Genomic DNA, 23,492 nt, shown 5'->3' on the forward strand with positions numbered 1-23,492 from the left:
ATTAGCCACAATAACTCTCATTATTTTATTATTAGGTTGTTGTTTAACAAAAATCAAGATCTTACTAATATAAATTCGCTTTCATTTATCATGAATTTTGTTGACTTTATTATTTCCACTTTTAGGTAGTGTTTTCAAACAACGATTATTTAACTCGGTTTTTTTTCGGTCGAAAATCCAACCCCATTTATTAAAATATTTTATTGCAGATGTGATGTGGTAAAATAAAAATTGCTTATCTATATATGAGCGCCGTTGAGCCTCATGTACAACAAGAGCATCGGGGCAATAACTGACATTATATTTTTGGCTAATCCGTCGCGATAAATCTACATCCTCCAAGTAAAGAAAAAATCGAGTATCAAAAAAACCCACGTCATGGATAACTTTAGAACCGACTAACATGAAACAACCAGTTAAAGATGGTGCAAAAAAAGGCCTGCTGTAGTCAGCCCCTCGAAGCTCATAGTTATAATTGAGTTTTCTTTTAAAAAATGGAATGAAACGACGCATAAATAACTGGTAGGGTGACGGAAGCATTTTACACCCAAACTGTAGACTACCATCAGGATAGATAATTTTGGGTATAGCTAAGTCAATCGCTCCCAAATTGCAAAAATCATATAACTTTTCAACCTCTCCCTTGCGGAAACTGATATCCGGATTGCAAATTAGGAAAAAATCTGTTTTCATGAAAAAACGTTCAAAAACATAATTATGGCCAGCGCCAAAACCAGAGTTTTCCTTTACCTGTATCACTTCCACTTTAGATTCTTTTAACTCAAGTAGCCAATCGCAATGGCTTCCATTATCTACAATAACAACTTTAGAAATAACATCCTCGGATAAGAGAGATATTAATGTATTTTTTACAGAATCATAACCATGTCGATATAATACCAAAGATGCTATTATTTTCACTTAGACACCAAATGAGGTAGACGATAGTTCAGGAATACATATTATATGCATCTACAACTACCATTTGGGAATGAAGGTAATGATCCATTTCATTCGCGAGAAATTTATAATTAACACAAAGTAATAAACCCTGTATCAATCACAATACAGGGTTTTATTTAAAGTCGAAATCTATTAATTCAGGAATCGACGTTTAACACCTTTAATACCCTCATTTTTGAGAACTTCCCATCCTTTCTTGCCTATAGTAAGACCAGTACGAGGATTAGAAAGCGAACGTTTAATCAGTGAAACAAAACGATCTGTATTAAATTCAGCATTGCCCCCTCGAAAACCAGGAGTAAGTACAGTACTAAATTGTCTGAGCGAATCATCTTTTGTCTGCGGATCGAACAGCTCAGGATATTCTTTCTTACCTTGCGTAACCCACCATTGATTGTAGGTAGTTACATCAAAAGGACTTGGGAAAGATTTTTGAAGGTCAACACGCTCACGATAAACAAGACGCTGTGCTTTAGAAATAGCGGACCCATCTGAGTGCTGCCCGTATGCCCATAAAACTTTTGCCAGCGGATCCTGACCTAAGTTTTTAGTTTGATCTTCATACCAATCAATCAACTTATGTACATCTGAATTTTCACCCGCATTTTTAGATGCCATTATGCGATGAGCACCGCTATCAAACCCAGTGAAATGATAGAAACCTAATGGTTCGCCATCAACAAAATAATTTCCCTGGGTGTCAATGGTAAACTCTCGTGTTGTCAAATTCCACGTAGCGACATTATGTCGACTAGACCGCATAATGGCGACATCAGTAAAGAATGCGGGTACAAGATCAATCCAACGTTGATCAGTAAATAACCCGTTCGGAATATCTGCACGACAAAAATGGTAAATGCGTTCACCCCACCATTTTGCAAATGATAAGCCAACATCTGTAGCTGCAACAGCACAAAAACCAAGATTGTAGACACCATGCTTTAGGCTACAAATTTCATTATCCATAACTGCGGACAGTGATGTTTCCGGCTTAGTTTGATGTGGTGTCAGGAGTACGTTGGCATTGTCAAGAGATTCCAAAATATCGTCAAGACGAGAGAAAATTACAGTGTCAGGATCCAGATAAATAACTTTTTTACAACCAGGCAGTTGCAGCAAACGCGCTAACATGAAAGGTTTTATTGCTGTAGCCAACTCAACAATTGTATGGCAATAGGCCCAGCCATTCCAATCAGGTATATCCAATTCTGAAACAGAAACTACTTCATCAAACGGCTCATTGCTCAAATCAATTTCTGGTCTTTTTTCATCAGCTAAAGCCAGATGAATGGTCCATTCCGGGTGATACTTACGAATGGATTGGAAAAGCATTCTAACTTTAGGAATATAGTTAAATGCTGCACTAGTAAAAACATGAACTTCAGACATATCAGCCTCATTTGATTGAATATATTTTCCGATGAAATTCTAATAACTCTTGCAAAACAATTTCAGCGGACATAGAAGATAAAACCAAGCCATCACGGTAAGTCCTAAGACGCTCTGCCGGTGCACCCAGATCGAAACTTGCAACAGGATACCCAAGTTCCATCATCTCCTGGACAACATAAGAAAAAGTTTCTGGCCATATTGAAGGGAATAAGACGATATTTACACCGTGCTCTTCTAACAAGTCAGATAATTCATTATGTTTATAAGGGCCAGTTTGCTTTACAACATTTGGTGGACAAGACATTTCTATTCCACCCACAATGATTATTTCAATGGGCAGATTTTTTATTTTTATTTCTTCCGCTAACTGTTTAACAAACAAGGCCCCTTTATGATACCCAATTTGCCCAACAACTCCAATTCTTAAGTGCTGCTTCTGTTTAATCTCAACTTTTTTAGGCAGATAGGTTACTGAGTGAGGGCTGACAAGTGTATTCTCAGATTGAATTTCTGGGTAGACCCGCTTATAAAGGTTCAATGTGTTCTCTGAGAAAGTGACAATTTTATCAGAAGCAATCATCAATCCTCCCCACTGGTCACGCCATTTTTCGATATCTTTTGATTCAAATAATGTCGTGAAACCAAATGTATTATTACGCAAACACGATGAGCAAACTACTGGATCAGGAAGATCACAATATTGTCCTTCTGAATTAATCAAAAAATGCGATGGGCACAGTGGGAATAAGTCATGAGCCAAAGTGATCAAAGTAGCACTGGTTTTTATTTTAAGACTAATCAAAAAACTAGGAATTTCCTCAGGACGAACAAATGAAACACCAGTGTTATAAATTATTTCAATTATCTTAATGAAATTTAATAATTCATATATGAATTGATATCCTGATATTTTAAAGTTGAACTCTCCCCTAACCCCGCGAATGATTAATTTATATGAAAGTGAACTTATATCAAAAGAGAGTACGATAACAGACTTGCCAGATTTTAATTTTTCATCTATTAATTGATTACGGTAATGATTGGCACCTCCTCCCAGATCATGATCTATGAAAAAAACAACTTTTTCTCTTTCAGAGGATTCAAGAATGGATACTATGTCTTTTGCCGAATTGAGACTTTCTCGTGGGATTTTATTCTTGTATCTTTTAATTTTATCGAATAATAATGAAAAATTCCCAGATTTAGCAATCATAAATGCACGTTTTAATAGCACAACAAATTGCTTCAACATCAGTTTTTTGGAGTTTAATTTACCATTTTCCTCCTCAGAATGTATAAAGCCATCTGGGATACTAACAAGCTCCGCAACTCCATCAGTATAAATACACTGCAGTTGGAGATTTTTAAGCTCAACTCCAGGGCCAAAGGATCCGTAAATAACATAACCGGATTGTTTAGCATATTCTTGACCCGAAAAATACGAACTGATGTCCTCTCGACTTTTTCCATAATCTATATTAAGAATGCTTCCAGATTGACCAGTAGGCAAATATAAAGAAAGTTTTTCTATTTTCTTTTCTTCATTAAATGCCCAACCATAGCTGAAAATAGTCCCATTCTTTTGAATAAAATAGTCTATTGCCCAATGCAATTTACTCATTTCAATCCCTATTCCCTCGGATAAACTTGGAAAGTTTACCTAAGATACCTGAATTTATTGATTGCAACTGATCTTCTAACTTTTTAATTTCTTCTAATTGAATCTTCATACATTTTTCCGCATTTTCCTTCGCCTGATATAAAGCTGATACTTCATCTAACCTTCCGAAGGCTAACTTTTCTGCATCATCCTTGGCTTTATGTAAGTTAGCGATTTCTTCCATTCTTGATAATGCTAATTGTTCGGCATGTTCTTTTGCTTGTTCCAACGCTCTAATATGTAAATTAGATTCATTCACATGTAATTGCACTTTATGAGTATCGGAATTTGTATTACTCGAACCAAGTAACCCTGGTAAAGTGTGTTCTGGATACCAACTGCGATTAATATGAACGTCAGAGCCTGTTGAAAAAGAATACAAAGCTGATTCCAACACCATATATTCAGCAAATTGACTTTCATCTGCAGTGAAAGACAACATGCTGTACAATTCTTTAATAAATTCCCCGCGAGTCATATAAGGGTTTGACTCAGGTATTGCAAAGCAGGAAGTTTTTCCTAACAGCGACAAAACAGATCTGAATAGTAATTGACCAACAGTTAATCCATCTTTTGCCAACCACTCACGTTCGAAATATCGTGGTTGTCCCTCATCATCAATTAGAAAATTTGAAGGTATTGCATCAAGATAATCAGGGGGTAACGAGCTATGTTGTGTGAACTCGTCGAAGATAATACCTTCTCCACGGAGTGCAATTTCTAAGCATTCCAAGTAGTAACGGAAATAGCCTGCTACATATTCCATGGACCATCCTGGCGTAGTGACTATCTTAATAAATTCTGTTGATAATGAAGTCCCTTTTATATAGGTTTCATAGCCATCTAGTTTAAAATCAATGCTTAAACTATAAGGCACCTGACCGACTTCAGCGTCACTCAGCAACTTTCTTTTCACTGTAACTTGTTCGTCATCTGTGTAGTTAAAAGTTGTAACTTTTCTGAATGGTTTAAGCCTTTGCCCACCATAATGAACCGCAAGCAAATTTTTATCAAACACCTCCTCTGGAGAACAACTTGCAACAAGCAAAAATGAGTTGCTCAAATCAACAGCTAATTTGTTATTAAAAACGACTTGCCATGCTAGCTCAGGAATAAAATATAGTGACTCTGGTAATTGCAAATCAGCTCTAACCGACTGCGAGGCAAACACTGATGCATCGAACTTGGTGCTATTCGCGCCGGCTTCCGTTACTATTGAAATAGGTAATTTATAATCAGGGAATGGCAATAGCGTTTGCACTGCATGTAAATCTACTGCACGAAGTTTCTCTAAAAGAATGTGGTGCCCGAAGGTCTCAGCTTGCTCTTTGGTATAACGCCCTTCAACACCATACATCACCTGTCCAATATGGTCTTCTCGTGAACCAGCAAAGTACTTCAACCCTAACTGATTTTCAATAGCGATCAACAGTTTACCATTCGGTTTAAGCTTTTCTTTTATTTTATTGAGCATGCAGACTGCACTGTCAGCTCCTTGACTAAACAGGTTAGAATATTCAAGAACACCAATCAATGTAATAACGTCAAATTTCTCTTCACAAACAAAATCATCAAACCTTTCGCTCACAACAGTGACATTTGCAAGATCTGACGTCCTTTTGCGAGCTATTTTTGCTCGTCTTAAACTACCTTCAAGAGCAACAATTTCTGCGCCCATCTCTCCAATAAATCGTGTAATTGCGCCACAACCGGCCCCAATTTCTAATACTTTTTCCCCTGGCAAAAAAAGTGATTCAATTGGCCTTAGCAAATTTGAACGTAAGCTTGAGAAATGGTACGTGGTTACCCAATCAACACACTGCGCCTGAAGCTCTGATGAGTTTACACTGAGATCTGTACAGCTCTTAACGATTTCATAGAGTAAATTCTCTTGTGAATCACCATCGCTATAGAGAATGCCTTCATAATCTTTACGAGCCCAAATACCTGACTCTTCTCTTATGTGGTAAATTTTATCATCTATTAACATTATTTATTTTCCTTGTTTCCTGCTGAAGAGCTAACTTTTAGGTTTAATTCTAAGTTCGTCATTCCTGAAAAAGATTCTACGGAAGGGACAAGAAAATGAATCACGTCATATCTTCTATCATGTGGTACGACATCATTATTTTTCATCGAAGCAATTCCTAATGAAATAAAATAATCGCCAGCACCCAATTTATTTTCAAATTCGAACTCAACAATTGAATTAGTATTCAAATAGCCATTTTGACTTGTGTCCTCATTCAATAAATGAGAATTTGTATTATATACAGTTACTCCTTCCTTAGTTTTGATAGCAAACCCAAAAATAGGGTTGTGAATGTTTTTTTCAAAACGAACTGAGCATCTTATTTTTATAATTTCATCAGCATATATTGTAGTTGGGTTAATTCTATCTCCTGCAACTAACTCATAATCGAGCCATCTTGCGGCGCAATCTCCCCAGCGGTATTCATTTTTATTATAGTTAGTTTTATTATTGAAGCAGTCCGTATCTAGACTCAATGTTTCTGAAATTAATATTTTACTTTCTGATAGATCTTGACTATTGGTTGAAGTAGCGGACGTCTTAATATCTGAAGTTTCTGGGGATATTAAATTCGAATCTTGAGATTTACCAAATAATATATCCATATATTTATTTACTGCAACTTTAGGAGCGCCTTCATATATTTTCCCGCCATTGTTTAGCAGTACAGCCCTATCACAATGAGTTACAATCTGTTCTCCTGAATGCGTAACTAAGAGAATACTTGTCCCATTATTTTTTAACTGACGCAGTCGTTCGAAGCATTTAGCTTGAAATTTTGCATCCCCAACTGCGAGCGCTTCATCAACTACTAGTATATCTGGATCTACCTGTGCCTGAACTGCAAACGCCAACCTGACAACCATGCCACTTGAATATGTTTTTACTGGCTGCTCAATAAACTCTCCTATATCTGCAAAAGCTGCTATAGAATCAAATTTATCGTCGATCTCTTTTTTACTGAGCCCCAAAATCGCAGCATTAAGATATATATTCTCCCTTCCGGTAAACTCTGGATTAAATCCTGATCCCAGTTCGAGCAAAGCTGCTATGCGTCCAATTGACTCAACCCTTCCACTCGTTGGATTAAGTGTGCCGCAAATAATTTGTAACAGGGTGGATTTCCCGCTGCCATTTTTACCAATAAGTCCAACCGTTTCTCCTTTTTTTATATCAAAGGATACACCATTTAATGCCCAAAATTCTTTGTAATAATTTTCGTGACTTTCAGTAAATACACGTTTCAATTTAGGTAGTACAAACTGTTTCAGTCTATCATGTGGGTTATTATAGACATAGAAGCACTTCTGTATATTGTCAACACTAATTGCTATATTCTTGTCAGAGGACATCTGCAAATCCCTTTCTTGTTTTTTGGAAAACATAATATCCGAACCAGGAGAAAACAATGCAACCTAACAAATATGTAATATAATTTAATATAGAAGGAACAATGCCAAAATACATTATATCGCGGAATTGTGATATTGCAGGGGCTAATGGATTCAAATTTAGCAATGGTCGATATTTTTCAGGAATAGCAGTTATCGGATAAAATATTGGTGACAAGAACATAAGAGCAGTAACGATAATTGTGATCATCTGACCTACGTCACGTAGATAAACTCCTAATGAAGAAAGTAACCAACCAATGCCTGTAACAAAAATAAATACAGGTAAAATAACTAAAGGAAGTAAGAGGACTGTAATATGCGGTATGCCCGCCTCACTCATATAAAAAAGCAACCAAACAAGAATACTTATCGCTGCATGGAACAAAGCCGAGCAAGCACTTATCACTGGTAATATTTCCAACGGAAATATTACCTTCTTGACATAATTAACGTTTGATAATATTAAACCAGGAGATTTTATTGCACATTCACTGAAAAAATTAAATATAATCAATCCAGCAAAAAGAACTAACGCAAACTCAGCTCTGGATGTACTCTCTGTGCTCCAGCGGGCGTTAAATATAAAACTAAAGACAAAAGTATAAACAATTAGCATGAAGATTGGATTAAAAAATGACCACAAAATACCAAACATAGATCCTTTGTACCTGCTTGAAATTTCTCGCTTGGTCAAATTTAAAATAAGCTTCCTATGATTCCAAAAGCTTAATACTAAGCTCTTAGGTGATGAACTATTATTATTTTTCATCGAAATCGTCCAATTTGTTGTATCTCAAAACCTTACACTTAATAGATTTTTGTTAGTTAAGAAGTCTAACTAAAAATTTGTTACGTGCACAATATAGATAATTAATAGTTATAAAAACTAATATGGTTGACTTAAGACGAGCAACTGAAGAAATTATAGCCAACTGCAGCAAGCGTTGAATAGGTAATCAAATCTCTATTCTGTAACTCGTAATCGAAGCGAAATTTAAGAATCTATTGAGAATTACATTATGTATTGACAAAAAATTGCACGCTACCGCCCTTGGTAAGTAACAACCAATTAATTGTTTATAATTTCTAATTTTGCCGTACTGATTTTTAGAGTTTTGAATAACTACTCTTACACTCATATTAAGAGTGAGAGTAAGAGTCAGCTCCAATTAATTAGCATACATGCTAACTCTTTACCAATTCGAAGACCTTACTCTATCCCTCTTTCCAACCACTTCTTAATATTGATTTGATAAATTGTATAATTCCATAAAAATCAATCCTAAACTATCTGTACAGCTGACTTCATGAGCATTGCATAAAGCAAAAACTCTGTTTTATGCAGGATCCTTCATTTTAAGCATTACAGTATTCACTTTTTCTTGCCAGTCGGAAGATTTGATACCAATGGCATTGATTTTACCGCAATTCAGAAGTGAATATTTAGGTCGCTTTGCAACCGTTGGGTACTCTTCCGTTGTTATAGGCTTCACTTGAGGTGCATGAACTAAGATGCCTCTTACTAACGCAGTTGAAAAAATAAATTCTGCAAATCCACTCCAAGAAATATCTTGATGCCCACAATAGTGATAAATGCCCCCCTCCGCATCTTTCTGCAACAATTCAATGATTGCTACTGCAATATCTCCAGCGTATGTAGGACAACCATGCTGATCTGAGACGACACCTAAAACGTCTCTGTCTTTTGCCAAACGAAGCATAGTTTTTAGGAAATTATTTCCATATTCACTGAAAACCCAAGCAGTACGTACAATAAGAGAGCACGGTCGGATTTCCATAACAGCCGTTTCACCATCAAGTTTGGTTTTCCCATAAACACTCAATGGATTGGTCATATCATTTTCATGGTATGGGATAGCACAGTTTCCATCGAAAACATAATCTGTAGAGACATGAACAAGGCGGCAATTAATGTTTCTGGCGGCAAGAGCAAGGTTTAAAGGCCCTTGGATGTTAACTGATTTGGCTGTTTCTGTATCATTTTCAGCTAAATCAACAGCTGTATAGGCTGCTGCATTGACAATCACATCGGGCCTAAAGGCAGTCACAACGGCCATAACACTTTTGGAATCAGTAATGTCCAAATTCTTACTTTCAGTCGCAAGTATCTCCCATCCTTCAGGCAATTGGTCAATGAAACACCTTCCAAGTTGCCCATTTGCACCAGTCAGTAAAACCCTCATTATCCAAGCTCCCCTAGCAATTTACCGACTTTATCTTTTTCTGATAGCAGCGGTTGCTTAACTGGCCAATCAATCCCAACCGTTGGATCATTCCATAGGAGGCAACCTTCATGATGCGGATTATAATAATTCGTACATTTATATTCAAAATCAGCAATTTCTGACAGTACAACAAACCCATGTGCCAATCCGGGTGGAACCCAAAATTGAGTTTTGTTTTCTTCTGAAAGCACTACGCCTTCCCATTTCCCGAAGGTTGGCGAATCAGGTCTAATATCAACCGCGACATCAAATACTTCACCCCGAACTACACGAACCAGTTTACCTTGTGGACCAATCTTCTGAAAATGAAGTCCGCGCAAAACTCCACGTGAAGAACGCGAATGATTATCTTGAACAAAATCAAGGTCGATCTCTAGAAGTTCCTGATAACGTTTTTTTTCAAATGTTTCAAGAAAAAAGCCCCTAGCATCTCCAAAAACCTTCGGTTGAATGATCTTCACACCGTCAATTTTGGTTTTTGTGACTTGCATATTTTACTTCTCCAAGCTTATCTGTAACAAATATTGTCCATAAAGGGTTTTGCTAAGTAGCATAGCTTCGGCCTTAACTTGCTCACGAGTTAACCAACCTTTACGGAACGCAATTTCTTCAAGACATGCAACTTTGAAGCCTTGACGGTTCTCAATAGTATGAACAAACTGGGATGCTTCAATCAGGCTTTCGTGTGTACCTGTATCCAACCAAGCAAAACCACGGCCTAATAACTCAACATCAAGTTTTCCTTTTTCAAGGTACATCTGATTTAAAGTTGTTATCTCGAGCTCACCACGGGATGATGGTTTGACAAGTTTCGCCATATCAACAACATCTTCATCGTAGAAATATAGTCCTGTAACTGCCCAATTCGATTTCGGTTTTTCAGGCTTTTCAATCAGCGATAAAGCATGGAAATCCTTGTCAAATTCAACCACTCCAAAACGTTCAGGATCTTTTACCTGATATCCAAAAATAGTTGCACCCTGATTTCGCGCTACAACACTGCTTAGTTTAGTGCCAAAACTCTGACCAAAGAAAATGTTATCTCCAAGTACCAGAGCGCAAGATTCACCGTCAATGAATTCTTCACCAATTAAGAAAGCCTGAGCCAATCCATCAGGGGTAGGTTGTATGGCATATTTAAGTGAAATGCCAAAACGGCTACCATCACCGAGAAGCCGTTTGAAAGAGGGCATATCTTCTGGTGTTGAGATAATCAAAATGTCTCGTATACCCGCCAGCATAAGAACTGAAATTGGGTAGTAGATCATTGGCTTATCGTATATTGGTAGCAGTTGCTTCGAGACACCACGAGTTATTGGATAAAGGCGGGTACCTGAACCACCCGCGAGAACAATACCTTTCATTTCAATTCCTTAAAGATTCAGCTGGTTAAACCCAACCGTTCCCCAGTATATGAACCATCTTTTACCCTGCCACACCAGACAGGATTTGCGAGATACCACTCAACTGTTTTTCTGATACCACTCTCGAAAGTTTCTTGTGGTTTCCAGCCAAGCTCACGCTCAATTTTCGATGCATCAATGGCATAGCGCATATCATGACCAGGTCGGTCAGTAACATAAGTGATCAACTCATCAAAATGAGTAATCCCAGCTGGTTTAGCATCCAACAGCTGATCTAAAATCTCACAGATAGTTTTTACAACATCAATGTTCTTTCTCTCATTATGACCACCAATGTTGTAAGTTTCCCCAACAACACCCTTAGTCACTACCTGATATAAAGCACGAGCATGATCTTCGACAAATAACCAATCCCGAACTTGCGCGCCATTGCCATAGACAGGTAACGCCTTCCCGCTAATAGCGTTCAAAATAACCAGTGGAATCAGCTTCTCAGGAAAGTGATATGGGCCATAGTTATTGGAACAATTCGTCACCAACGTTGGGAAGCCATAAGTTCGATTCCAAGCTCGAACAAGGTGATCACTCGCAGCTTTGGTTGCAGAATAAGGGCTACTAGGGGCGTATGACGTCGTCTCAGTGAACAGATCATCAGTGCCATGCAGGTCGCCATAGACTTCATCAGTGGAAATATGATGGAATCTAAAACTGTTTTTAAACGACTCGTCAAGACCAGACCAATACTGACGAGCAGCTTCCAAAAGTGTATATGTACCAACGATATTTGTTTCGATAAATGCAGCAGGGCCGTCGATTGAGCGATCAACATGACTTTCGGCAGCCAAATGCATTACTGCATCCGGTTTGAACTCAGAGAACAATGCGTTGAGTGAGGGTCTGTCGCAGATATCTACTTTTGCAAAGTGATACCGGGAGTCATTCTCAACAGATTTCAATGATTCAAGATTGCCAGCATAGGTTAAGCAATCAACCACAAGCACATTATCAGTAGTTTCCGAAATAATGTGACGGACGACTGCAGAACCGATGAAACCTGCCCCACCTGTTATCAATATATTCATTTATAAACGTTCTCAAGTGATTAACTATTCTCATGTGCCTGTACTGACAGGCCAAAAACTGCAGCATATGTGTTCAAATAGAAGCAAAATACTGGGAAAAATCTAATTAAGCTATCTTTTTCAAGCACATACCTTCAATTCAGGATGAGTATAAACAACATTCGATAAGCATATAATATCATATACATGCTTTGATAAACCGCTGCTTTGCGACTGTGATTTAAACCCAAAACTAAATAGTCATTTTTTAACCTGATCTTTACTACCTGTTCAAAATAGCACGCTGATTGGCGGCTAAGCTTCAACAGCTATATTACAACATTAACCTAACTCTATGTTATTAATATAGTTAGGTTAATGTTGGCTACATAGCAGATTAGTCTTACTTACATTTTTTAGATAATCGATCCAACTAACCAAGATTTTAAAAAAAAAACACCGACGCATCGGTGTTTTTTAAACAAAAATCAATTTACTCGATCGCAAATTCCTTCAACCACGCCTTGAACGCTTCGCCCTGCGCTTTATGGCGGATGCCGTACTCGACGAATGCTTTCATATAGCCCAGTTTGTCACCACAGTCGTGTGAACGGCCGGTCATGGAGAAAGCTTCTACGGTTTGTTTTTTCATCAACATCGCAATGGCGTCTGTTAACTGAATTTCATTACCTGCACCGTATGGAGTCACTGCCAGCAAAGGCCAGATCGCTTCAGAAAGCACATAGCGGCCAACCACAGCGAGGTTGGATGGTGCATCTTTCAGTTCTGGTTTTTCAACGATGGCAGTCATTGGCGCGCTTTCGCCCGGCTCAACTTCCACGCCATTACAGTTCACGATACCGTATTTGGACACGTCTTTTTCAGGCACTTCCTCAACCATAACCTGGCTGTTGCCGGTTTCTTTGAAACGGCGAAGCATTGCTGCAAGGTTGTCTTTACGCAGATCGCTGGTTGAATCATCCATCAGAACGTCTGGAAGAATAACTGCAAAAGGAGAATTACCAATCAATGGTTTAGCACACAGAACGGCATGTCCAAGGCCTTTAGACTGCCCCTGACGCACGTTCATGATAGTCACGCCTTTCGGGCAGATTGACTGCACTTCTTCCAACAACTGACGCTTAACGCGAGTTTCCAGCATGCTTTCCAGTTCGAATGAGGTATCGAAGTGGTTTTCGATGGCATTTTTGGAAGAATGCGTGACGAGAATGATCTCTTTGATGCCCGCCGCCGCACATTCGTTAACGATGTACTGGATTAAAGGCTTGTCGACGATAGGCAACATTTCTTTAGGAATGGCTTTCGTCGCTGGCAACATACGTGTGCCCAGACCGGCAACAGGGATAACAGCTTTTAACATTGTAGAAGATACTCCTTGAAACCTATTGGTGTGTAAATTCAGTCAGTTGGGAGCCAAACATGTCAGGGCGTTCACTGAACTGAAATTGTATAAACAAATTTATTTCCCAGCACGACATTTTCTTCCCTGAGTATAGTCCCTGTGATTTGGTTTAGGGAGACTATACTGCTGACTTTAGGACTCCAGCACCATTCTGTGTATGCCATTACGATACCAGCAAGCAGCACATAACGGTAAGCTAAAGACTTAAAATTAGGAATGTTGAACCTGTTCGCTGATTTTCTGCACACAATTTGCTGCTTTCCGAAACAACCGTTTAAACTTTTCTCACCACGGACTGTTCCCGTTTCTATTCCCGCCCGATATGCGGTAGTACCCTGATTTAGATTTGAAATTTCGCCCTCTGACGCCCATTATTCAACGTGCGACAACCGTCGTGTAACTAAAGGTGAAACAAGCAATATGGAATGGATCGCCGATCCGTCAATCTGGGCCGGGCTGGCTACCCTGGTAATCCTTGAAATTGTCTTAGGGATAGACAACCTGATTTTCATCGCCATTTTGGCAGAAAAGCTTCCCCGCCGTCAGCGCGACAAAGCCCGCGTCACGGGTTTAATGCTGGCATTAGTGATGCGCCTGTTGTTACTGGCGTCAATTTCCTGGCTGTCGACCCTCACCCGCCCTCTCGTCACTTTGCTTGGACATCCGTTCAGCGCACGCGACATGATTATGCTGACCGGCGGCGTGTTCCTGCTGTTTAAAGCCACCATGGAACTCAATGAGCGCCTGGAAGGCAAAGATGAAGAGCAGAGCCAGCAGCAAAGCGGTGCCAGATTCTGGCCTGTCGTGGCGCAGATCGTGGTTCTCGATGCGGTATTTTCCCTCGACTCGGTGATTACCGCCGTTGGTATGGTGGATCATCTGGCCGTTATGATGGCGGCAGTCTGTATCGCCATCGGTTTGATGCTTCTGGCCAGCAAGCCGCTGACTAAGTTTGTGAACGCGCATCCCACCATCGTTATTTTATGTCTGAGTTTCCTGCTGATGATCGGCTTCAGTCTGGTCGCAGAAGGCTTTGGCTACGCGATACCTAAGGGCTATTTGTACGCGGCTATCGGTTTCTCGGTGATCATCGAAGCGCTCAATCAGCTAGCACAATTTAATCGCAAACGCTTCCTGTCATCGCGTCGTTCTTTGCGTGAACGCACGGCGGAGACGGTTCTGCGCGTTTTACGCGGCAAGCATGAAGAGGCTGAACTGGATGCCCATTCGTCCAGCATGATCGCGGACAGCACTGAAGAGGATGCCATTTTCAACCAGCAGGAGCGCAGCATGATTGAACGCGTTCTGGGGCTGGGGCAGCGGACGGTCAGCAGCGTGATGACCTCGCGTCATGACGTCGACAATCTCGAACTGAATGACCCGATTGATGTCCTGAGGAATCAGATTGCCGAGAATCAGCACACGCGCATTCTGGTGACGGAAGACAGCTCGACCGACGAACCGCTGGGCGTTGTTCATGTCGTTGACTTGCTTAAACAGCAGCTGCTGCAAAATGAGTTAGATCTTAAGGCGTTGATCCGCCAGCCCCTGATCTTCCCGGAGCAGCTTTCCCTGCTGATGGCGCTTGAACAGTTCCGTCAGGCGAAAACACACTTTGCTTTTGTCGTGGATGAGTTTGGTTCTGTCGAAGGCATCGTGACGCTGACTGACGTGATGGAAACCATTGCCGGGAACCTGCCGGAATCCGATGAGCTGCCGGATGCGCGCCACGACATTCAGCAGCAGGAAGACGGAAGCTGGATTGCGAATGGCTATATGCCGCTCGAAGATCTGGCAATGTACATCCCCCTGCCGCTCGATGATAAGCGCGAATACCACACGCTGGCCGGTTTGCTAATGGAATACACCCAGAGCATTCCGCAGGTCGGCGCGCAGATAAAAATTAACGATTATCTGTACGAACCGCTGGAAATCAGCAGTCACCGGATTCTAAAAGTGAAAATCACCCCGCTCAATCCGCCGGTCTCCGACGATTACGAAGTCTGAGTTCTTCGCGGTAAGCGTGAACAAAAAAAACGGGATGCCATTAAGCATCCCGTTTTTTATTCCCGCCAAATCCGGTGTTACTTCTTCAATAACTTATGCACTTCATCACCGGCTTTACTGTCTTTGCGTTTATCAATCCAGTTCTGGATAGCGTTACGGGCACTTTGCTCTAGCGACTGGCGCAATATCTGGTCAACCTGCAACTGATAATGCATCTGCGACCACGGCCCGTAAACACGCAGTGGAATATCGGTCGTCTTCAGCGTATTGATCAGATTGCTGTCGCCCTTCCAGCCGCCGGTTACGCGGATCAGCAGATTCAAATCCACCTGCTGCGCTGCCATATTAATGGTGCCGTCACCTTTGCCGGACACCATCGGCGACACCCCTTCCATATTACTCAGCGTCAGCGTGCCATCGGCAAGATGGCCTCTCGCATTCAGCGTATCTATCTGGCTGTAGTGCTCATAACGATCGAGACCCTGAACTTTATCGCTGTTTCTTGCAATAGCCTGCTGAATAAGCTGCTGAATATTCATGCCATTCAGACGTGCATTATCCATTGAAAGCTGGCCGTCGCCCTGCCAGTGCCGCGCGAAATCAGCGGCTGAAAGGCCTTCACCGCTCACATCCCCCTTCAGCGAGAAGTTGCCGGTCAGCGCCTTAGGCAACTCATACGCCGCCAGCAAATCGCCCAGCTCAATCTTGTTGACGTCAGGCACCATGTGAACCTGAATTTTCTTACCCGTCACATCCATTTTGCCCGGCAGTGAGAAATTGCCAGTACCCATATTGCCGCTGAACGTCAACAGAGAAACCTGCCCCTGCTGATTATCAGCATCGAGCGCCAGGTTCTGAATTTTCATTCCACGGTAGGTAAGATCAGCCACTTTCAGAGCCAGGTGCGCATTGAATGTCTGAAGTTCACTCAGCCCGTTAGGTTGTTCATCCATGTCGCGCGCAATAACCGGCGCCGACATGATGGTCTGAGAAGTCGTGGCTGTCTCTTCCGTTGTTTTCGGCTGCCAGCCTGAAAGCGCGTCCAGATCGAGTTTTTCCGCGTTCAGGTTCAGCTGATAATTCGGTTCATCGCCCAGCGTAGCCGAAGCCGTACCGGAGATCTGGTTATCATTGGCGGTCAGCGCCATCTGGCTGAGCGTCACGGCATTAGTGTCCCGCAGATAACTCGCCTGCATCGAACCGTTGCCCTGAATGCCTTTAACCGGAACATCCGCGCCGCTCAGCTGATAGGTAAATTTGCTGATGTTGGCGGCAAAAGCCTGCGGATAATGTTGCATATCCAGTTCCGCATTCATCGTGAAGGCTAAATCACGCTGATTGCGATTGATGCGGCTGGAAAGCTGGACAGAGGCTTGACGGTTGTCCTCTTTATCAATTTCGAGATTAATATCGCGCACATTGATTTGTTCATCATCGCCGCGCTGCCAGATAAGCAAACTGTCGGCGATGCTGATTTTATCAATGTCGAACTTCCAGCCAGCCTCCAGCTCAGACGAACCGGGCGCTACAGGAACCGGAGAAGACGGAGCTACCGGCGCATCAGGCTGATTCTCTTCGGTATCCGGCGTTAACCGGATAACCGCATTTTTGAACAGAACCTGCTTAACGGCGAGCTGATGAGAAATGAGAGGCCAGAGTTTGACATCCAGTCGCATATTTTCAGCGCTGACCACCGGTTCTTTCGCTCCTGGCGCGGTGAGCGACGTCTGCCCGGCAATAATGCTCAACTGTGGCCAGACATGCCAGCGCAGCGAGCCATTAATGGCCAGCTTGTAACCGCTTTTCACCTCAACCCTTTCCACCATATACTGACGGAAATCGTTCGGGTTGATCAGAAATACCAGCGAAGTCATGCCGGCAATGATAACCACCAGTAAAATCACCAGTGTTGTCAGTAGTCTTCTCATGCCTTCCTCACGTTTTCATCCGCTCACGCCGATAAAAAACAGAATCAGTCTTTATCAATACGACTGGCAATTGCACTTTGCTGGTCGCGGTATTTCGCATCCTGACGGCTGTTATAAGGGCGTGCAGCAGAACCGGACAACGGTTCAAAGCTTAACGCGCCAATCAGCATACCCGGGCGAAGCGCCAGAGGCAGTTTACCGGAATTGTAGAACTCAAGGACAATGCGACCTTTCCAGCCCGGATCAATGCGGTGTGCGGTGACGTGTACCATCAGGCCGAGACGCGCCAGTGAAGAACGGCCGTCGAGCCAGCCCACCAGATCATCCGGAATAGTGACAGACTCAAAAGTGACCGCCAGCGCCAGTTCGCCAGGATGCAGAAAGAAAGCTTCCCCTTCCGGCAGAACGATTTCATCGCTCATCACTTTGTCCAGCGCCGCGCTCACTTCATCTTTCGGGCCACTCAGATCGATAAAACCGGCGTTATGGCCGAGAAAAACGCGAAAACCGTTGCCAAGACGCACATCTACCGTGGCACCATTAATCCGCTCAACCGGCGGACGGGGTGAAATACCTAATTTGCCGCTGTCCAGCCAGGCTTCTATATCTCGATCGCAAAGTCTCATCGTATCTCCGGTGTGGTTTTCTACGGATTGTTCCGCGATTAGTTGAAGAACTGGCTGATTTTCGCCTTAAGAATATCAATCGCAATCCGGTTTTTACCGCCACGCGGCACAATGATGTCTGCGTATTGTTTTGAAGGTTCGATAAACTGCAGGAACATTGGGCGGACAGTTTTCTGGTATTGCGCCATCACAGAATCCATAGAGCGGCCACGCTCGTTGACATCGCGCTTCATGCGGCGCATCAGGCAGATATCCAGCGGCGTATCCACAAAGATAGAGAAATTCATTTCCTGACGCAGACGCACGTCGGTCAGTAACAGGATCCCTTCCAGAATAATGACTTTCTTAGGTTTGAGCGTTACGGTCTCAGCCAGACGGGTATGTTCGATAAAGCTGTAACTCGGTAATTCGATAGCCTGACCTGACTTCATTGCCTGCAAATGCTGGAACAGCAAATTGTGGTCCATAGCACTTGGATGGTCATAGTTGGTTTTGACCCGTTCTTCCATGGTCATATGGCTTTGGTCTTTATAGTAGCAATCTTCCGGGATCACCCCGATATGCTCATCACCTACCTGATCACGAAGTTCACGGTAAATTGTACTGGCGATGAGGCTTTTTCCCGAAGCAGATGCGCCAGCGATACCCACGATGACACACTGATGGAATTTGTCAGACATAAAATTAAAGACCTGATTTGGAAGTTGGAAGGCAAGCACAGCGTGTGCTTTGAACGCGCCAATTATAAGTACAACACACTACCCGATGCCAGCGTTAAGGCGGTGTAATCGCTGACATCGGGCAATAATTCGCAGAGTTGGGAGATTAAACCGCCCGGAAAGCGATTTCTGTCGGAATAGCGTCGCCTTTCCAGTACAGCTGCGACGCCACTTTTGACGCAAGCTCGCGATAAATCGTCGTGAACTCGCTTTCAGGATTAGAGACAACGGTCGGTTCACCGCGATCCAAATCTTCACGCAGCGAAATATGCAGCGGTAACTGAGCCAGCAATTCGCAACGGTATTTTTCGGCCAGACGTTGTGCGCCACCGGTGCCGAAAATCGGTTCATGATGTCCGCAGTTGCTGCACACATGCATGCTCATATTTTCGATAATACCTAACACCGGTACATGCACTTTCTCAAACATCACAATGCCTTTCATGGCGTCGAGCAGCGCGATGTCCTGTGGCGTCGTCACCACCAGCGCACCCGTCACCGGAATATTTTGCGACAGCGTCAGCTGGATATCGCCGGTGCCCGGCGGCAGGTCAATCACCAGATAATCGAGATCCGGCCACAGTGTATCCTGCAACATCTGCATCAGCGCTTTGCTGGCCATCGGGCCGCGCCACACCATCGCATTTTCGTCGGTGACCAGATAACCAATGGAGTTAGTCGCCAGCCCGTGCGCCATAATCGGCGACATATGTACGCCATCCGGTGATGTCGGTCGCTCTTCTTCCGTGCCCAGCATGTTCGGCACCGACGGGCCATAGATATCCGCGTCCAGAATGCCCACTTTTCCGCCTTCCGCGGCCAGCGCCAGCGCCAGATTCACAGCCGTCGTCGATTTCCCCACGCCGCCTTTGCCTGAGCTGACCGCCAGAATATTGCGCACGCCTTTAATGCCAGGCTGATCGTTGGCACGTTTCATCGTGGCGATGTCATGACGCAGTTTCCACTCGATGGCCGAAGCGCCGGTTACCCGCAGCAATTCGCCGCTGGTTTCTTCTTTTAAAACGTCAAAACCGCTGCTCCAGGCGAAGGGCAGCGTCAGGTCGATATGCAAAACCTCGTCCATCAGCACGCAATGATGCACCGCTTTTATCGCAGCTAAATCTTTTTGAAGTGTTGAATGACGGAAGGTGGCCAGTACGCCGGTCACTAGTGCGCGCAGCCCTGCGGGTGTGGACTGCTGTGGGGATTGAGATGTCATCCCGGCTCCTTGAAACTGGTTATCAGACTATTTATCTGTTTAATAGCATAACAGAACACCCGTAAGGAGATCCCCCCGTTTGTTTACGCGGGGCGGCGCTTTCGGTTAACATCAATACCCCTGATTTCAACTACAGAAAGCAAGCTCTTACTATGGCTCAAGTCGCAAAAAAAATTTTGGTAACCTGTGCACTTCCGTACGCCAACGGATCCATCCACCTCGGTCACATGCTCGAGCACATCCAGGCTGACGTCTGGGTCCGTTTCCAGCGAATGCGTGGCAATGAAGTGCACTTCATCTGTGCGGACGATGCGCACGGCACACCGATCATGCTGAAAGCGCAGCAACTCGGTATCAAGCCGGAAGAGATGATTGCCGAAATGAGCCAGGAGCATCAGAAAGATTTCGCCGGCTTCGGCATCAGCTACGACAACTATCACTCCACGCACAGTGACGAAAACCGTGAGCTGTCGGAGCTGATTTATGGCCGTCTGAAAGAAAACGGTTTCATCAAAAACCGCACCATTTCGCAGTTGTACGATCCGGAGAAAGGCATGTTCCTGCCTGACCGTTTCGTCAAAGGCACCTGCCCGAAATGTAAATCGCCAGACCAGTACGGCGATAACTGCGAAGTATGTGGCGCAACCTACAGCCCGACCGAACTGATCGAGCCGAAATCTGTGGTCTCCGGTGCAACGCCTGTGCTGCGTGATTCCGAGCACTACTTCTTCGACCTGCCGGAATTCAGCGCGATGTTACAGGCGTGGACCCGTTCCGGTGCGCTGCAGGAGCAGGTCGCGAACAAAATGCAGGAATGGTTTGAATCCGGTCTGCAACAATGGGATATCTCCCGCGACGCGCCGTATTTCGGTTTCGAAATTCCTGATGCGCCCGGTAAATATTTCTACGTCTGGCTGGATGCGCCAATCGGCTACATGGGCTCATTCAAAAACCTGTGTGACCGCCGCAGCGATCTGAACTTCGACGAGTTCTGGAAAAAAGACTCCACCACTGAGCTGTATCACTTCATCGGTAAAGACATCGTCTATTTCCACAGTTTGTTCTGGCCGGCGATGCTCGAAGGCAGCAACTTCCGCAAACCCACCAACCTGTTTGTTCACGGTTATGTGACGGTGAACGGCGCGAAGATGTCTAAATCACGCGGTACCTTCATCAAGGCCAGCACCTATCTGAACCATCTGGATGCGGACTGCCTGCGTTATTACTACACCGCGAAACTGTCTTCCCGTATCGACGATATCGACCTGAATCTGGAAGATTTCGTGCAGCGCGTGAACGCAGACATCGTGAACAAGGTGGTTAACCTGGCTTCACGTAATGCCGGTTTCATCGCCAAGCGTTTTGACGGAAAACTGGCCGATAAACTGGCCGACGAAGCGCTGTACAAAACCTTCACCGATGCGGCGGAAAGCATTGCGCAGGCGTACGACAGCCGCGAATCAGGCCGCGCAATCCGTGAAATCATGGCGCTGGCTGACCTGGCTAACCGTTATGTTGACGAACAGGCGCCATGGGTTGTGGCAAAACAGGAAGGCCGCGACGCTGACCTGCAAGCGATTTGCTCAATGGGCATCAACCTGTTCCGCGTTCTGATGACGTACCTGAAGCCGGTTCTGCCTTCACTGTCTGAACGTACTGAAGCTTTCCTGAACACCACGCTTGAGTGGGATGCGATTGCACAACCGCTGCTCTCTCATCAGGTGAATCCGTTCAAGGCGCTGTTTAATCGTATCGAACTGGATAAAGTGACGGCGATGGTTGATGCATCGAAAGAAGACATTGCAGCGGCGAAAGCCCCTGCAACCGGCCCGCTGGCGGATGATCCGATTCAGGAAACCATCACCTTTGATGATTTCGCGAAAGTTGACATGCGTATCGCGCTGATCAAAAGCGCAGATTTCGTGGAAGGTTCCGACAAACTGCTGCGTCTGCAACTGGATCTCGGCGGCGAAACCCGTCAGATTTTCTCCGGTATCCGCTCTGCCTATCCGGATCCGAAAGCGCTGGAAGGCCGTCTGACCATCATGGTGGCGAACCTTGCGCCGCGTAAAATGCGCTTTGGCATTTCTGAAGGCATGGTGATGGCCGCAGGCCCTGGCGGAAAAGACATCTTCCTGCTCAGCCCGGATTCCGGCGCACAACCTGGCATGCAGGTGAAATAAGCCACTGCGTTTCTCAGTAAGCCCCTCCCCTCATCCCTGAGGGGAGGTTCAAGGAGTTCCTGCTATGTTTAACTTCGATTACTACAATCCCACCCGCGTTCTTTTTGGTACACAGCGTATTGCTGATATCGGCCAGTACATTCCCACCAACGCCCGTGTCCTGATTACCTACGGCGGCGGCAGCGCGAAAAAATTCGGTACGATTGATGAAGCGCGCAAAGCTCTCGGTGACCGCGAAATTTTCGAATTTGGTGGCATTGAGGTTAACCCGCATTTCGAAACCCTGATGGTTGCCGTTGAGCTGGTTAAAGAGAAAAAAATCGACTTCCTGCTGGCCGTTGGCGGCGGTTCTGTCGTGGATGCCACCAAATTTATCGCCGCCGCCGTGCTGTACGAGGGCGACGTCTGGAATATGTGGTCGAAACGCCTGCCGCTGGAAAAAGCCATGCCGCTCGGTTGCATCATGACGTTACCGGCGACCGGTTCAGAAATGAACCCGACCGCCGTGGTCACTCACGTCGCACTGGGCGCAAAAATGGGTTTCAGCGACGCGCATCTTTACCCGCAGTTTGCCGTGCTGGATCCGCGGAAAACCTACACGCTGCCGGTCAAACAAGTGTCCAACGGTGTGGTTGACGCCTTTGTGCATGTGATTGAGCAATACCTGACGTATCCGGTCTACGGCAAAGTGCAGGATCGTTTTGCCGAGGGCCTGCTGCTGACGCTTATCGAAGAAGGCCCGAAAGCGCTGAACGAACCGGAGAATTACGATGTGCGCTCAACCGTCACCTGGTCGGCAACGCTGGCACTGAATGGTCTGATTGGCGTCGGCGTGCCGCAGGACTGGGCAACGCACCGCATCGGCCACCAGCTGACCGCACTGTATCATCTGGATCACGCTGAAACGCTGGCCGTTCTGCTGCCTTCGCTGCTTCAGGTACAACGCGGAACCAAACGCCTCAAACTGCTGCAATACGCAGAGCGCGTCTGGGGGCTGACCGAAGGTGATGAAGAAACCCGTATCACCGCGGCCATCGATAAAACCCGCGATTTCTTTGATGATATGGGGGTGAAAACGCGCATCAGCGCGTACGGCGTGCCGGAAAAAGTCATTGAAGAAGTGCTGGAGAATCTTACCCGCTTCAACCTGTTGCCGATGGGCGAACACAAAGATATTGATCTGGTGGCTGCCCGCCGTATTCTCAGCCTGAGCTACTAAAAGTCACTGCTGAAGAAATCGAAGGGGAAACGCGACACCGTTTCCCCTTTTTTATA

At 44.3% G+C, this 23,492-nt stretch carries 18 protein-coding genes; 3 read left to right on the forward strand and 15 right to left on the reverse strand.

Features of this window, described 5'->3' with window-relative positions; all coding sequences use genetic code 11:
* Nucleotides 1–81 precede the first annotated feature (81 nt).
* The 11 genes from ACLBVC_RS14895 to galU all read right to left on the reverse strand — a co-directional run bounded on the left by ACLBVC_RS14895 (nt 82) and on the right by galU (nt 13,493).
* Nucleotides 82–921, reverse strand: a complete 840-nt coding sequence (locus ACLBVC_RS14895; protein WP_410150266.1) for a glycosyltransferase — start codon at nt 919–921, stop codon at nt 82–84.
* Between the two features lie 174 nt (nt 922–1,095).
* Nucleotides 1,096–2,352 (reverse strand): glycosyltransferase, encoded by a 1,257-nt coding sequence (locus ACLBVC_RS14900; RefSeq protein ID WP_410150267.1) that lies wholly within the window; start codon nt 2,350–2,352, stop codon nt 1,096–1,098.
* Nucleotides 2,353–2,359: 7 nt separating this feature from the next.
* Complete coding sequence (locus tag ACLBVC_RS14905; RefSeq protein ID WP_410150268.1) at nt 2,360–3,976, reverse strand: glycosyltransferase; 1,617 nt, start codon at nt 3,974–3,976, stop codon at nt 2,360–2,362.
* Between the two features lies 1 nt (nt 3,977).
* Nucleotides 3,978–6,005 (reverse strand): class I SAM-dependent methyltransferase, encoded by a 2,028-nt coding sequence (locus ACLBVC_RS14910; RefSeq protein ID WP_410150269.1) that lies wholly within the window; start codon nt 6,003–6,005, stop codon nt 3,978–3,980.
* Nucleotides 6,005–7,399 carry an ABC transporter ATP-binding protein gene (locus tag ACLBVC_RS14915; protein WP_410150270.1) on the reverse strand — a complete coding sequence of 465 codons (1,395 nt, stop codon included), beginning with the start codon at nt 7,397–7,399 and terminating at the stop codon, nt 6,005–6,007. The genes ACLBVC_RS14910 and ACLBVC_RS14915 overlap by 1 nt, the downstream gene beginning before the upstream one ends.
* The gene (locus ACLBVC_RS14920) at nt 7,389–8,210 is read right to left on the reverse strand and encodes an ABC transporter permease (protein WP_410150271.1); all 822 of its coding nucleotides are present in this window, start codon (nt 8,208–8,210) and stop codon (nt 7,389–7,391) included. The genes ACLBVC_RS14915 and ACLBVC_RS14920 overlap by 11 nt, the downstream gene beginning before the upstream one ends.
* Before the next feature lie 568 nt (nt 8,211–8,778).
* Nucleotides 8,779–9,645: a dTDP-4-dehydrorhamnose reductase gene (gene rfbD / locus ACLBVC_RS14925; protein ID WP_410150272.1), complete on the reverse strand. Its 867-nt coding sequence runs from the start codon at nt 9,643–9,645 to the stop codon at nt 8,779–8,781.
* Nucleotides 9,645–10,178: a dTDP-4-dehydrorhamnose 3,5-epimerase gene (gene rfbC / locus ACLBVC_RS14930; protein ID WP_410150273.1), complete on the reverse strand. Its 534-nt coding sequence runs from the start codon at nt 10,176–10,178 to the stop codon at nt 9,645–9,647. Before rfbC ends, rfbD begins: the two co-directional genes overlap by 1 nt.
* A 3-nt stretch (nt 10,179–10,181) precedes the next feature.
* Nucleotides 10,182–11,051 carry a glucose-1-phosphate thymidylyltransferase RfbA gene (gene rfbA / locus ACLBVC_RS14935; RefSeq protein WP_410150274.1) on the reverse strand — a complete coding sequence of 290 codons (870 nt, stop codon included), beginning with the start codon at nt 11,049–11,051 and terminating at the stop codon, nt 10,182–10,184.
* Between the two features lie 17 nt (nt 11,052–11,068).
* Nucleotides 11,069–12,133 (reverse strand): dTDP-glucose 4,6-dehydratase, encoded by a 1,065-nt coding sequence (rfbB, locus tag ACLBVC_RS14940; RefSeq protein WP_410150275.1) that lies wholly within the window; start codon nt 12,131–12,133, stop codon nt 11,069–11,071.
* A 472-nt stretch (nt 12,134–12,605) separates the two neighbouring features.
* Nucleotides 12,606–13,493 carry a UTP--glucose-1-phosphate uridylyltransferase GalU gene (gene galU / locus ACLBVC_RS14945; RefSeq protein WP_410150276.1) on the reverse strand — a complete coding sequence of 296 codons (888 nt, stop codon included), beginning with the start codon at nt 13,491–13,493 and terminating at the stop codon, nt 12,606–12,608.
* Between the two features lie 462 nt (nt 13,494–13,955).
* Between galU and ACLBVC_RS14950 the strand changes: the two genes are divergently transcribed.
* Nucleotides 13,956–15,542, forward strand: coding sequence for a TerC family protein (locus ACLBVC_RS14950; RefSeq protein ID WP_410150277.1), 1,587 nt, complete (start codon nt 13,956–13,958; stop codon nt 15,540–15,542).
* A 77-nt stretch (nt 15,543–15,619) separates the two neighbouring features.
* Here the strand turns inward: ACLBVC_RS14950 and asmA are convergent, their stop codons facing one another.
* The 4 genes from asmA to apbC form a co-directional block, all read right to left on the reverse strand.
* Nucleotides 15,620–17,470 carry an outer membrane assembly protein AsmA gene (gene asmA / locus ACLBVC_RS14955; protein ID WP_410150278.1) on the reverse strand — a complete coding sequence of 617 codons (1,851 nt, stop codon included), beginning with the start codon at nt 17,468–17,470 and terminating at the stop codon, nt 15,620–15,622.
* A 44-nt stretch (nt 17,471–17,514) separates the two neighbouring features.
* Nucleotides 17,515–18,096, reverse strand: coding sequence for a dCTP deaminase (gene dcd / locus ACLBVC_RS14960; protein ID WP_152325831.1), 582 nt, complete (start codon nt 18,094–18,096; stop codon nt 17,515–17,517).
* 38 nt (nt 18,097–18,134) lie between these two features.
* On the reverse strand, nt 18,135–18,776 hold the full coding sequence (gene udk, locus ACLBVC_RS14965) for a uridine kinase (RefSeq protein WP_104922420.1): 642 nt from the start codon (nt 18,774–18,776) through the stop codon (nt 18,135–18,137).
* A 145-nt stretch (nt 18,777–18,921) separates the two neighbouring features.
* Nucleotides 18,922–20,034 carry an iron-sulfur cluster carrier protein ApbC gene (apbC, locus tag ACLBVC_RS14970; protein ID WP_410150279.1) on the reverse strand — a complete coding sequence of 371 codons (1,113 nt, stop codon included), beginning with the start codon at nt 20,032–20,034 and terminating at the stop codon, nt 18,922–18,924.
* A 110-nt stretch (nt 20,035–20,144) separates the two neighbouring features.
* Between apbC and metG the strand changes: the two genes are divergently transcribed.
* Both metG and ACLBVC_RS14980 read left to right on the forward strand, forming a co-directional pair.
* The gene (gene metG / locus ACLBVC_RS14975) at nt 20,145–22,217 is read left to right on the forward strand and encodes a methionine--tRNA ligase (protein ID WP_255414163.1); all 2,073 of its coding nucleotides are present in this window, start codon (nt 20,145–20,147) and stop codon (nt 22,215–22,217) included.
* A 64-nt stretch (nt 22,218–22,281) separates the two neighbouring features.
* Nucleotides 22,282–23,436, forward strand: coding sequence for an iron-containing alcohol dehydrogenase (locus tag ACLBVC_RS14980; protein ID WP_410150280.1), 1,155 nt, complete (start codon nt 22,282–22,284; stop codon nt 23,434–23,436).
* Nucleotides 23,437–23,492 lie beyond the last annotated feature (56 nt).

The sequence above is a fragment of the Rahnella selenatireducens genome (assembly GCF_046449555.1).
Classification (GTDB): Bacteria; Pseudomonadota; Gammaproteobacteria; order Enterobacterales; family Enterobacteriaceae; genus Rahnella; species Rahnella selenatireducens.

Bases quoted from the DNA above. Each gene is read 5' to 3' on its own strand.
- ACLBVC_RS14900 (WP_410150267.1), bottom strand. From the start codon at position 2,352: ATGTCTGAAGTTCATGTTTTTACTAGTGCAGCATTTAACTATATTCCT.
- ACLBVC_RS14905 (WP_410150268.1), bottom strand. From the start codon at position 3,976: ATGAGTAAATTGCATTGGGCAATAGACTATTTTATTCAAAAGAATGGG.
- ACLBVC_RS14910 (WP_410150269.1), bottom strand. From the start codon at position 6,005: ATGTTAATAGATGATAAAATTTACCACATAAGAGAAGAGTCAGGTATT.
- ACLBVC_RS14915 (WP_410150270.1), bottom strand. From the start codon at position 7,399: ATGTCCTCTGACAAGAATATAGCAATTAGTGTTGACAATATACAGAAG.
- ACLBVC_RS14920 (WP_410150271.1), bottom strand. From the start codon at position 8,210: ATGAAAAATAATAATAGTTCATCACCTAAGAGCTTAGTATTAAGCTTT.
- rfbD (WP_410150272.1), bottom strand. From the start codon at position 9,645: ATGAGGGTTTTACTGACTGGTGCAAATGGGCAACTTGGAAGGTGTTTC.
- rfbC (WP_410150273.1), bottom strand. From the start codon at position 10,178: ATGCAAGTCACAAAAACCAAAATTGACGGTGTGAAGATCATTCAACCG.
- rfbA (WP_410150274.1), bottom strand. From the start codon at position 11,051: ATGAAAGGTATTGTTCTCGCGGGTGGTTCAGGTACCCGCCTTTATCCA.
- rfbB (WP_410150275.1), bottom strand. From the start codon at position 12,133: ATGAATATATTGATAACAGGTGGGGCAGGTTTCATCGGTTCTGCAGTC.
- galU (WP_410150276.1), bottom strand. From the start codon at position 13,493: ATGTTAAAAGCTGTTATCCCTGTTGCCGGTCTGGGCACACGTATGTTG.
- ACLBVC_RS14950 (WP_410150277.1), top strand. From the start codon at position 13,956: ATGGAATGGATCGCCGATCCGTCAATCTGGGCCGGGCTGGCTACCCTG.
- asmA (WP_410150278.1), bottom strand. From the start codon at position 17,470: ATGAGAAGACTACTGACAACACTGGTGATTTTACTGGTGGTTATCATT.
- dcd (WP_152325831.1), bottom strand. From the start codon at position 18,096: ATGAGACTTTGCGATCGAGATATAGAAGCCTGGCTGGACAGCGGCAAA.
- udk (WP_104922420.1), bottom strand. From the start codon at position 18,776: ATGTCTGACAAATTCCATCAGTGTGTCATCGTGGGTATCGCTGGCGCA.
- apbC (WP_410150279.1), bottom strand. From the start codon at position 20,034: ATGACATCTCAATCCCCACAGCAGTCCACACCCGCAGGGCTGCGCGCA.
- ACLBVC_RS14980 (WP_410150280.1), top strand. From the start codon at position 22,282: ATGTTTAACTTCGATTACTACAATCCCACCCGCGTTCTTTTTGGTACA.